This window comes from Exiguobacterium sp. s192 (assembly GCF_018618795.1).
GTDB lineage: Bacteria > Bacillota > Bacilli > Exiguobacteriales > Exiguobacteriaceae > Exiguobacterium_A > Exiguobacterium_A undae.
This window is the reverse complement of the sequence record NZ_JACSMS010000001.1, coordinates 398,705-410,191: the sequence shown is the minus strand read 5'-3', so window position 1 is coordinate 410,191 and position 11,487 is coordinate 398,705. Positions and strand designations below refer to the sequence as shown.

10 protein-coding genes are annotated in these 11,487 nt (G+C 48.4%); all 10 read right to left on the bottom strand.

The features are described 5' to 3' along the window. Nucleotides 1–8 precede the first annotated feature (8 nt). The 10 genes from rpsO to KNP87_RS01980 all read right to left on the bottom strand — a co-directional run bounded on the left by rpsO (nt 9) and on the right by KNP87_RS01980 (nt 11,476). A complete protein-coding gene (gene rpsO / locus KNP87_RS02025; RefSeq protein ID WP_012370703.1) occupies nt 9–278 on the bottom strand; it encodes a 30S ribosomal protein S15 in 270 nt (89 codons plus the stop codon). Nucleotides 279–401: 123 nt separating this feature from the next. Continuing rightward, entirely contained in the window at nt 402–1,331 is a 930-nt protein-coding gene (locus tag KNP87_RS02020) for a bifunctional riboflavin kinase/FAD synthetase (RefSeq protein WP_214720657.1), read from the bottom strand. 16 nt (nt 1,332–1,347) lie between these two features. Beyond that, nucleotides 1,348–2,256, bottom strand: a complete 909-nt coding sequence (gene truB / locus KNP87_RS02015) for a tRNA pseudouridine(55) synthase TruB (RefSeq protein WP_214720656.1) — start codon at nt 2,254–2,256, stop codon at nt 1,348–1,350. A 56-nt stretch (nt 2,257–2,312) separates the two neighbouring features. Continuing rightward, nucleotides 2,313–2,654, bottom strand: a complete 342-nt coding sequence (gene rbfA, locus KNP87_RS02010) for a 30S ribosome-binding factor RbfA (protein ID WP_214720655.1) — start codon at nt 2,652–2,654, stop codon at nt 2,313–2,315. 36 nt (nt 2,655–2,690) lie between these two features. Continuing rightward, complete coding sequence (gene infB / locus KNP87_RS02005) at nt 2,691–4,859, bottom strand: translation initiation factor IF-2 (RefSeq protein WP_026832667.1); 2,169 nt, start codon at nt 4,857–4,859, stop codon at nt 2,691–2,693. A 15-nt stretch (nt 4,860–4,874) separates the two neighbouring features. Then, entirely contained in the window at nt 4,875–5,177 is a 303-nt protein-coding gene (locus KNP87_RS02000; RefSeq protein ID WP_012370708.1) for a YlxQ family RNA-binding protein, read from the bottom strand. Further along, nucleotides 5,170–5,439: an RNase P modulator RnpM gene (gene rnpM / locus KNP87_RS01995; RefSeq protein WP_026832666.1), complete on the bottom strand. Its 270-nt coding sequence runs from the start codon at nt 5,437–5,439 to the stop codon at nt 5,170–5,172. Before rnpM ends, KNP87_RS02000 begins: the two co-directional genes overlap by 8 nt. A gap of 3 nt (nt 5,440–5,442) precedes the next feature. After that, complete coding sequence (gene nusA / locus KNP87_RS01990; RefSeq protein WP_026832665.1) at nt 5,443–6,567, bottom strand: transcription termination factor NusA; 1,125 nt, start codon at nt 6,565–6,567, stop codon at nt 5,443–5,445. Between the two features lie 16 nt (nt 6,568–6,583). Next, nucleotides 6,584–7,051: a ribosome maturation factor RimP gene (gene rimP / locus KNP87_RS01985; RefSeq protein WP_026832664.1), complete on the bottom strand. Its 468-nt coding sequence runs from the start codon at nt 7,049–7,051 to the stop codon at nt 6,584–6,586. A 129-nt stretch (nt 7,052–7,180) separates the two neighbouring features. Next, entirely contained in the window at nt 7,181–11,476 is a 4,296-nt protein-coding gene (locus KNP87_RS01980; RefSeq protein ID WP_214721025.1) for a PolC-type DNA polymerase III, read from the bottom strand. Nucleotides 11,477–11,487: the final 11 nt, after the last annotated feature.

The window sequence follows — 11,487 nt, the reverse complement described above, 5'->3', positions numbered from 1 at the left end:
TGTTCCGATTAGCGACGAAGACCAAGACGCTCGATCAATGAACGGTAACGTGAAACATCCTTGTTACGAAGGTATGTGAGCAAGTTACGGCGACGACCAACCATTTTCAAGAGACCACGACGTGAGTGGTGATCCTTTTTGTGTGTACGTAAGTGATCGTTTAAAGTTGTGATCTGTTCAGTTAAAACAGCAACTTGTACTTCCGGCGAACCAGTATCGCCTTGTTTCGTAGCATAAGCTTCGATAATTTCGTTTTTACGTTCTTTAGTGAGTGCCATTGTCACTCCACCTCCATCTTTTGAATGACCGTGTTGCCGAGCATCGGATGGTGAGACCTGATGCCAAGCCAACCGGCTGTACGTATTCGTACTGACTCATCATATCGAACCGATGACCGTCTGTCAAACCGTTAATGCCTGCATTGCTTCAATTTTATCGTGTGCGAGCTGGTTTTTTAAGCTCTCAATACCGTCAAACGCTTGTTCGTCCCGTAAGTAAGCCATCCATTCGAGTTTTAGTTCCTGGCCATACAAATCTTCATCAAATTGTAACAGGTGTGTCTCGATGCTGACTTCTCCCGTTTCATAAAACGTCGGACGGCGTCCGATGTTTGTCATCGCCGGATATTTTCGCCCGTCTTCTAAATGAACAAACGTGGCATAGACACCCAGTTTAGGGATGACATAGGCGAATTCGGGACGGATGTTTGCTGTCGGAAACCCGATTTGTCTGCCTCTCGCGTCCCCGTGAATGACGATTCCCTTGGTTTGGTACGGTTCACCCAACAACGTAGCCGCTTCTGAGACAGCTCCCGCAGCGAGCAACTGGCGAATCCGTGTCGAACTGATTTTTTCATCCTGCGCTTGATGTTCCAATACAATCGTATGATCAAATCGTCCCCGGCTGTGAAAATCGAGCGTCGCCATCTTTCCGGCTCCAAACCGGCCATACGAGTAATCAAAACCGGCAACGATATGAACTGCACCTGCAGCAATCAGATATTGATCGACGAATTCTTGGGGAGAGAGTTCAGAGAATGCCACGGTGAACTCAATGACATAGACACGATCGATTCCAAGTTGTTTCATCTTTTCGAGTTTCCGGTCGAGTGGAGTAATGTAGCGAACCTGCTCCGTTCCTTGACCGAGCACTTGTTTTGGATGGGGATCAAACGTCATGACCGCAACCGGAACGTTTCGTTTTCGCCCTTCTGTTAAAGCTTCTTGTAACACCTGCTGATGTCCAAGATGCACGCCATCAAAAAAACCTAATGCGATGACCGCCGGATCCTCCACCGGTCTTTCTGGATATGTTAAATGAATGATGTCCATTCTGATCTCTCCGATCCTAATCGATTTGTAGCATGACCTCGACGCGTCCCATCTTGATGTCCGGATCGAGCCGATAAATTGCCAATGGTGTTCCTTCTTCATTATAGACAGTAAACCGATCAAATTCGACCGGAATGCCTGATAGTTTACCACCGTTGAGCACACGCCCTGCTGTTTCCGCATCAACCGTCAAGCGGGGCCATTTCTGAATGACCTGTTCAATCGGTAACACGTATTGCATCCGTTCTTCAACCGTTTCGCATGCTTCCAGTGTCGCAAGCGTCACTGCCTCTGTTTCAGACATCGCACCTGAACTCGTCCGTCTGAGGTCGCTCATATGAGCGGCGTACCCTAAACGTTCGCCAATCTCTACGGCAAGCGTCCGGATATACGTTCCTTTTCCACAGGCAATCTCGATCCGGAAACGACAGACGTTTTGTTCAAAGGTCACTTCGGACGTCCGCTCGAGTGTATCAATTTGGACGATGCGTGTCGGGCGTTCGACTTCAATTCCTTTACGGGCGTATTCGTACAATTTTTTCCCGTTCACTTTGACAGCCGAATAATAAGGTGGTGTCTGTTGCAGTTGACCGGTCAGCTGTTGTAAGATCCCGTCAATGTCTTCCTGTGAAATGGTGCCCGGTTCGACCGGTGTTTCCCGAACGGTCTCGCCGTGCGCATCTTCCGTCGTCGTCGCGTACCCGATCGTCACTTCCGCTGCATAGCGTTTTCCTTCATCTGTAATGAAACGGGCGAGCTTCGTCGCTCGTCCGAGACAGATCGGTAAAACACCCGTCACTTCTGGGTCAAGCGTACCCGTATGCCCCACTTTTTTTGTTTGAAAAAGACGACGCAATCGAAACACACAATCATGGCTCGTCATGCCGGCCGGCTTATCTAACGGTAATACACCTATTGGTTCCATCTTATTCATTCCCTCCTAAAAAAGGGCAACCACGCCTGTGGTTGCCCTTGTCCTGTTTAATCCTTGTTCAAGTTCCGGAGCAACTCGTCGATTCGTGATCCGTACTCGACTGATGTGTCAATCTCAAAAATCAGTTCAGGTGTCTTCCGTAAACGAATCCGTGATCCGATTTCTTTACGCATGAACCCTTTTGATTTTTCAAGACCGACACGTGCTTCTTCACGCACTGTCCCATCACCGAGCACCGAATAAAAGATCGTTGCTTGTTGCAAGTCACCGGTGACTTCAACACCTGTTACCGTAACCGCCTTGACCCGTGGATCGTTCACATCTTTAATCAACATCTGCGTAATTTCCTTACGCACCTGTTCTGCTACACGATTTGAACGTACGCTCATTCTATATCCCTCCAGTTCGGATTCTGATCCGTTCTGTTACTTCCGTTTGACTTCTTCCATGACGAACGCTTCGATGACATCGTCTACTTTGATATCGTCGTAACGCTCAATCTTGATCCCACACTCGTACCCGGCAGCAACTTCCTTGACATCGTCTTTGAAGCGGCGTAACGTATCGAGTTTTCCTTCGTAGATGACGATGCTGTCACGGACAACACGGACACCTGCTGAACGAGTCAGCTTACCTTCAGTGACATAACCACCGGCAATTGTTCCGACTTTCGAGACTTTGATGACGTCACGAACTTCCGCTTGACCGATAATTTTCTCGACGAATTCAGGATCAAGGAGACCTTTCATCGCTTGTTCGATTTCTTCAATCGCGTTATAGATGATCTTGTGGAGACGAATCTCAACCTTCTCTTGGTCTGCCATTGACTTCGCGTTACCATCCGGACGGACGTTAAAGCCGATGATGATGGCGTTAGCTGCTGAAGCCAAGATGACATCACCTTCTGTGATCGCACCGACACCCGAGTGAACGATGTTGATTTTAGCACCTTCGACATCAATTTTCTTGAGTGAACCGGCAAGGGCTTCGACAGAACCTTGAACGTCACCTTTGATGATGATGTTGAGGTCTTTGACTTCGCCTTCTTTGATGCGGTCGAAGAGATCTTCTAAGCTGACTTTCGCCGAATCACGACGTTGCGCTTCGATTTCACGTTGGTAACGTGCTTCACCGATTTGACGTGCTTTTTTCTCGTCTTCAAAAGCAAAGAATTGATCGCCCGCTTTTGGCACATCATTTAATCCTGTGATTTCGATTGGTGTCGACGGACCGACTTCTTTGACACGACGACCGATATCGTTGACCATCGCCCGGATCCGACCGAATGTGTGACCGACAACGATTGGATCGCCGACACGAAGTGTTCCGTGTTGGACGAGCAATGTTGCGACCGGTCCACGTCCTTTGTCGAGTTTCGCTTCGATGACCGTTCCGCGTCCGTGCATGTCAGGTGTTGATTTGTATTCTTGAACTTCTGAGACAAGCAGAATCATCTCAAGCAACTCATCGATTCCGTCGCCTTTTAGTGCTGAAACAGGTACGAAGATCGTGTCGCCGCCCCAGTCCTCGGCTACGAGTTCGAACTCCGTCAATTCTTGTTTGACACGGTCCGGATTTGCGCCTTCTTTATCCATTTTGTTGACAGCGACGATGATGGGAACTCCAGCTGCCTTCGCATGACTGATGGCTTCTTCCGTCTGCGGCATGACACCGTCATCTGCTGCGACGACGATGATGGCGATGTCGGTGACATCTGCTCCACGTGCCCGCATTGTTGTAAAGGCGGCGTGACCTGGTGTATCAAGGAACGTGATTTTCTTTCCTTCGATTTCAACTTGGTACGCACCGATGTGCTGCGTGATTCCGCCGGCTTCGCCTGCTGTGACTTTTGTGTTTCGGATCGAGTCAAGCAATGTCGTTTTACCGTGGTCGACGTGTCCCATGATCGTAACGACCGGTGGACGTTCTGACAATTCGTAGTTATCGAGGTTCAGTTCATATGCATCAAAGTCTGTTTCATCGACTTTAACTGTTTTCTCGACTTCAAATCCGAAGTCAGATGCAAGCAATTCAACCGTCTCATCATCGAGATCTTGGTTGATTGTCGCCATCACACCCATTCCCATCAATTTCATGATGAGTTCGTTTGGTTTTTTGTCCATTTTTTCAGCGAGTTCGCCGACCGTCAAGTTATCCGCGTATTGAACGACGTTCGCCATCGCTTCTTCTTGCGCACGACGTGCCGCTTTTCGTTGACTTGATTTTGAATTTGGATCTGCTACTTCTAATTTGCGTGGTTCTGCTTTTTTCTGTGGACGACGTTTGCCGCCACGGTTGTTGCGGTTGCCGAATTCTGGACGTCCGCCTTTTGTATTACGTGATTGGTTCCCTGCTGGTTTGTTAGATGTTCCTGGTCTGTTCGGTTTATTATCTGATTTCACTTGTTTTGGAGCCTCCGTTTTTTGGACCCGATGTTTCTCGGGATTAAATACTTTGTCGAGTTGCTGTACTGTCTGTTCATCTAAAACCGCCATATGGTTCTTGACCGGTTTTTCCAGTTTTTCGAGCTGGGCGATGACCTGCTTACTCGTTACGTTCTGTTCTTTCGCGAATTCGTATACACGTTTACCCAAAAGATCCACCTCCAGTTAATCGTTCGAGAGGAGTTCCGTTAGCTTTTTCGCAAATCCGGCTTCATTGACTGACACGACAACACGCGCGTCTTTCCCAAGTGCATGTCCAAGAATGTTTCGATCTCCGACTTCAATGTACGGAACACGATAACTTGTACATTTATCCGTCACTTTCTTACGCGTGGCAGCCCCCGCATCTGCTGCTAAGAGGACGAGTTTGGCTTGTCCCCCCCGTACTTCTTTCAGTACGAGTTCTTCTCCAGTCGTCACTTTCCGCGCTCGGTTCGCGAGACCAAGGAGCGATTCCCATTTACTCATGTGTACCTCCCGCGATCGCAAGCAATTGATCGTATAATGCATCTGTCGTCTTGACTTTCAGATGATGATCGAGTGTGCGTTTCTTTTTTGCTGTCGCAATGACAGTGGCATCTTTCGTCAAATAGGCGCCTCGCCCATTCATTTTACCATTAAGATCGACGACAACCTCACTGTCAGGTGTCCGGACGACCCGAATTAAGTCTTTTTTAGGACGCATTTCTTGTGTGATGACACATTTACGTAATGGTACCTTCTTTTGCACGAATTATTCCTCGCCTTCGACTTGGACCGCTTCCATGTCAACTGCTTCTGAAGCCGGCTCGACTTTCAAGAACACATCCTTGAGTTCCATCGATTCCGCTTCCGATTCGCTCTTGATGTCAATTTTCCATCCTGTCAATTTCGCTGCAAGACGGGCATTTTGACCACGTTTCCCGATTGCGAGTGACAATTGGAAGTCCGGTACGACAACGATTGTTGCTTTCGCCGGCTCATTGACATAGACGGCGACGACTTGTGCCGGGCTCAAAGCGTTGGCAACGTACTCTTTTGGATCATCCGAATACCGGACGATATCGATTTTTTCCCCGTTCAACTCGTTGACGATCCGTTGGACACGTGCGCCCTTTTGACCGACACATGCGCCGACCGGATCGATTTCATCAGAAGCCACTGCGATTTTCGAACGATCACCAGCTTCACGTGCCACTGATTTCACTTCGACTTCGCCGCTTGCGATTTCCGGTACTTCGATTTCAAACAGACGTTTTAACAAGCCTGGATGCGTCCGCGAGACAAGAATCGATGCGCCTGATCCTTTGACCATCGGATCCACTTTCGTGACGTACACTTTAATGTATTCACGAATCCCGAAGCGTTCGTTCGGCATCTGTTCATGCGTCGTCAAAACAGCCTCGATACCTTCGAGATTGACGTACAGATTACGGGCATCTTGACGTTCGACCATCCCCGTCATGATCTCATCTTCACGATCGGCGAAATGATTGTAAATCCGTTCGCGCTCGGCTTCACGCATCTTTTGTGTCACGATTTGTTTGGCCGTCTGCGCTGCAACCCGTCCAAAATCACCTGGTGTGACTTCAACCTTGTGGAAATCGCCCAGTTCATACGTCGGGTCGATTTCATGCGCTTCTTCGAGTGAAAGCTGTTCTTCCGGTTGTGTTAACCGTTCGACGACTTCTTTAAGCGCAAAGACACGGATGTCTCCGGTCTTCTGGTCGAACTCGACCTTCACTGCCTCCGACTCTTTTCCAAAATTGCGACGGTAAGCGGAAATCAATGCCTGTTCCAGCGCATCGATGATGATATTTTTATCGATCTCTTTTTCTTTTGCGATTTGTTCGATTGCTTCAAGTAACTGTGGTCCCATCGTTCTCTTCCTTTCCTTAGAACACTACCGCAAGCCGCGCCATCGCGATCTTGTTCACCGGTATTTCAATTTTCAATTTGCGTGTCTTCACACGGACTTCGAGTTCAAGCATTTCCTCGGAATACGAAAGTAAAGTTCCTTCGAACTCTACTGCATCCTTGACCGGATCATGGGTCTTGATGTAGACATGTTTCCCAATCGCCTTCTCGAAATCCTCGGTTTTTTTAAGCGGTCGTTCGGCACCCGGGCTGGCAACATCCAAATAGTAGGGTTCGTCGATCGGATCGTCTTGATTCAACGCTTCTGACAACTTTTCATTGATGTTGACACAGTCTTCCAGGTCAACGCCACCTTCCTTATCGATGGAGACACGTAGGAACCAATCCGCCCCCTCTTTGACGAATTCGACGTCGACAAGCTCCATCCCCTCTCGTTCTACGATCGGTTTTGCGAGCAGTTCGACCTTCTCAGTTACGTTCGTCATCTTCATCCTCCTTCAAAAAACAAACAAGAAAGGAGCAGGTCCCCCTACTCCTTCCAAGTCGTAGTATAAAAAACATTTCCTCACTCAATATAGCATAATGAACCGGTGTAAGCAAGTATCCGCAAGGCTTTAGAGGTCAAATAAAGAGAGTTGGTTTTCATCCGGAAGACCTTCTAGACAACCGAGATTATCGAGTGTTTCAATAATTGTTTTTGATAATTTAGCGCGTTTTTGCAAATCTTCTTTTGACAAGAACTCGCCCCCTTTTCGGGCTTCGACAATCTGTTTTGCCGCGTTGGTCCCAAGACCGGTCACAGCATCAAACGGCGGTAACAACGTGTCGCCGTCAATCAGAAACTCGGACGCGCTTGATTTATAAAGATCCACTTTATTAAACGTAAAGCCGCGTTCAATCATTTCGAGTGCGATTTCAAGAACGGTATAAAGTCCTTTGTCTTTCGCTGTCGCTTCGAATCCCTTGTCCTTGATGTCTTGTAAGACTTTTCGGACGGCAGCCGACCCTTTGTTCATTGCCCCGATATCGAAATCACCGGCCCGGACCGTGAAGTATGACGCGTAATAGTACATCGGATGATGCACTTTGTAGTAGGCAATCCGTACAGCCATCAGAACGTATGCCGCGGCGTGGGCTTTCGGGAACATATACTTGATTTTTTTGCATGAGTCGATGTACCAGAGCGGCACATGGTTTTCAATCATCGCTTCTTCCATCTCAATCGAAAGTCCTTTTCCTTTTCGGACCGACTCCATGATTTTGAAGGCAAGCGACGGTTCAAGACCCGCATAAATCAAGTAGACCATGATATCATCCCGACATCCGATGACGTCTTTCAGTTCACACGTTCCGTTGTAGATCAATTCACTGGCATTTCCGAGCCAAACGTCCGTCCCGTGGGACAGACCGGAAATCTGGACGAGCTCTGAGAACGTCGTCGGTTTCGTTTCTTCCAGCATCTGACGGACAAACTTTGTCCCGAACTCCGGAATCCCGAGTGTTCCAGTTTTCGAGTCAATCTGTTCCGGCGTCACACCAATCGATTCCGTCGAGCTAAAGATCTTCATGACTTCCGCATCATCGACGGGAATCGTTTTCGGATCGCGTCCGGATAAATCCTGTAACATACGGATCATCGTCGGATCATCATGTCCGAGGATATCGAGCTTCAACAGATTATCGTGAATCGAGTGGAAGTCAAAGTGAGTCGTTTTCCACTCGGAGCCCATGTCGTCCGCCGGAAACTGAATCGGACTGATGTCATAGATGTCCATGTAATCCGGCACAACGATGATTCCGCCCGGGTGTTGCCCCGTCGTCCGTTTGACGCCGGTCACACCACTGACCAGCCGGTCTACTTCGGCATTCCGGTAATTAAGATCATTTTCAGACTGGTACCCTTTGACGTAACCATACGCCGTTTTTTCGGCAATCGTACCGATCGTGCCCGCCCGGTAGACATAGTCGTCCCCGAACAAGACCTTCGTGTAAGCATGGGCTTTAGGCTGGTATTCCCCACTGAAGTTCAAGTCGATATCCGGTACTTTATCCCCTTTGAAACCAAGGAATGTTTCGAACGGAATATCATGTCCGTCTTTAATCAATGGGACATCACAAGTTTTACATGCTTTATCCGGTAAATCGAATCCCGAACCAACCGACCCGTCATCAAAGAATTCCGATTCTTTACAATTCGGACAGACATAATGCGGCGGCAATGGATTCACTTCCGTGATTTCCGTCATCGTCGCCACGAGGCTGGAACCGACGGAACCACGGGAACCGACGAGATATCCGTCATCAAGTGATTTTTTAACGAGTTTATGCGAAATCAAATAGATGACGGCAAATCCGTGACCGATGATCGATTTCAACTCTTTTTCAAGACGTGCTTCAACGATTTCCGGTAACACATCCCCGTAAATCTGATGCGCCATATCATAAGACAGTGACCGGACTTCCTCGTCGGCCCCTTCGATTTTCGGCGTAAACAAATCCTTTGGAATGATATCGATATTTTCAAACCAGTCGGCCACTTGTTGGCTGTTCGTGATGACAAGCCGCTCTGACATATCCGGTCCTAAAAACTTAAAGTCATGCATCATTTCCTGCGTCGTCCGGAAATGGGCCGGCGGCAATTGTTTTCGCATGTTCAACATGTTGGCGCCGCCTTGCGTCCGAATCAGTACTTCCCGGTAGGTCGCATCATGTTGATCGAGGTAATGGACGTTTCCTGTCGCAACCGGCAAAATATCATTTTCTTCAGCCACGCGAATGACTTTTTTGATCAGTTCCCGCAATTCCAACTCATTTTGAACGATTTCCCGTTCAATCAAGTGTCCGTACATGGCAGGAGGCTGGATTTCGATAAAATCGTAAAAACGCATGACCTTCGCCAAGTCTTCATCTGATTTATTGAGTGCCGCATCAAACACTTCGCCGTTGTCACAAGCCGAACCGATCAGAAGACCTTCTCGGTGCGCAACGAGTTGCGAGCGCGGTGTCCGAACGACACGGTGGACGTGTTTTGTATGCGCCAGTGAAATCAAGCGGTACAGGTTTTTAAGTCCGGTCCGATTTTTCGCATAAACCGTCGCATGGTATGGACGGGCCCGCGAAATATCTTTCCCCATTTCCCGGTTGAGCGAAAGATGGGTTTTCATGTTAAACATCTCATCCGCCATTTGGAGTAACTTGAGCATCAAGTATCCGGTCGCTTCCGCATCATAAATCGCCCGGTGATGCTGGGTCAATTCGATATCAAACCGTTTCGCAAGTGTATTCAGCCGGTGATTTTTAAGACTTGGCATCAGGACACGTGCGAGCTCCAACGTATCAATGACGGGTAACAGTGACTCGTCGTGACCGCCGGACCGTAACGTCGCATTCAAGAACCCGATATCAAATGAGGCATTGTGGGCAACAAGGATCGAATCTCCCGCCCAGTCCATGAACTCTTTAACGACTTGCTCCGGATCCGGTTTCCCTCGTACCATCTCATCCGTGATGCCGGTTAAATCGATTGTCGTCGCTGATAACAAATGTTTCGGATCCGCAAACGCTTCAAACTTGTCGATGACATCCCCATCGTAAATTTTGACTGCCGCGAGCTCAATGATTTTGTTATACATCGCAGACAATCCGGTTGTCTCGACGTCAAACACGACGAACGTTGCTTTCTCTAACTCCTGATCGACCGGATGATACGCGACTTGCACCCCGTCATTGACGACGTTCGCTTCAATGCCGTACAAAATCTTGATATCGTTTTTCTTTCCGGCATAGTACGCATCCGGGAAGCTTTGCGCTCCGGCATGATCTGTGATGGCAACTGCCGGGTGTCCCCATGCTGCCGCACGTTCGACGTATTTCGTCACGTTCATGACCGCATCCATCTGACTCATTTGGGAATGGGCATGCAATTCGACACGCTTCTCGCCCGCCCATGGATCGGCCGGCAACTCCATCTTGACTTCAGATAATTGCGCGATCATCATGCATAAATCGCGTAGGAACGTATCAAACTCAACCCGACCTGCGACTTGGATCCACATGCCTTTTTTTATCGCTGACAAAATTTTGACATCGGTTTCATCCCGCGCAAACATCTTGACGACCAAAGAATCGGTATAGTCCGTCAGTTTGAACGTAAAGATCGTTTTTCCGCTCCGCAGTTCGCGGCTCTCAGCTGAAAAGACGAGACCACGGATCGCAATCCGGCGTTCTTCGTCTTGAATCGTCTTGATCGGGACGACTTCATCTTGAATCGGTTTTCCGATTCGAATATCGACCGGTCCCTCATCGTCGTCGCGTGATTGTTCCCGCTTGAATTGAAGTTCGAGCATCCGTTTCGCTTCTTCAATATCTTCTTGTTTCACTTGATTGCGTAACGCTTCTTGCGTTGTCTGATCCATTTGGACGACCGGTTCACAATTGAATTTTGGAAAACCGTATGCGCCGTACAAGAGTTGCATTTCGCCGCATAGATCATTTTTGAGAAAGCCGGCTTCCGGCTCACTTCGAACAGGGATAAATAATTTATGGTCGCGATACTCCGGCAAGACACGGCTGAGATGATTCCGCATCGCGGATGAGGCATCCGCCAAGTCTTCGACGATATAGGGCCAGTAATCAATAAACAGTTTTGCATCCGGGCGTCCCTCCGATTCCAGATACAATTTGACTTCCGCAAATTGTTGGTAACGGCTTTTGAGACGGCTGTAAAACATCTGATAGACGTTTTGGGGTAAAACTTGTGCAATCCGGATATGGAAGGTCCACGTCGCGGTTGCTTTTTGAACACGTAATTTTTCGAGCGAGGCATCGGTAAAATATTCTTCGACGATCCCCGTCGGTAATTCCAAATCGCTCATTAAGAGCGCCATGCGTTGTTGTGTATCCACTCGCATTTGTGCTGTCG

Coding starts and splice junctions, on each gene's coding strand:
- rpsO (WP_012370703.1), bottom strand. CDS start 278: ATGGCACTCACTAAAGAACGTAAAAACGAAATTATCGAAGCTTATGCT.
- KNP87_RS02020 (WP_214720657.1), bottom strand. CDS start 1,331: ATGGACATCATTCATTTAACATATCCAGAAAGACCGGTGGAGGATCCG.
- truB (WP_214720656.1), bottom strand. CDS start 2,256: ATGGAACCAATAGGTGTATTACCGTTAGATAAGCCGGCCGGCATGACG.
- rbfA (WP_214720655.1), bottom strand. CDS start 2,654: ATGAGCGTACGTTCAAATCGTGTAGCAGAACAGGTGCGTAAGGAAATT.
- KNP87_RS02000 (WP_012370708.1), bottom strand. CDS start 5,177: ATGAGTAAATGGGAATCGCTCCTTGGTCTCGCGAACCGAGCGCGGAAA.
- nusA (WP_026832665.1), bottom strand. CDS start 6,567: ATGGGACCACAGTTACTTGAAGCAATCGAACAAATCGCAAAAGAAAAA.
- rimP (WP_026832664.1), bottom strand. CDS start 7,051: ATGACGAACGTAACTGAGAAGGTCGAACTGCTCGCAAAACCGATCGTA.
- KNP87_RS01980 (WP_214721025.1), bottom strand. CDS start 11,476: ATGCGAGTGGATACACAACAACGCATGGCGCTCTTAATGAGCGATTTG.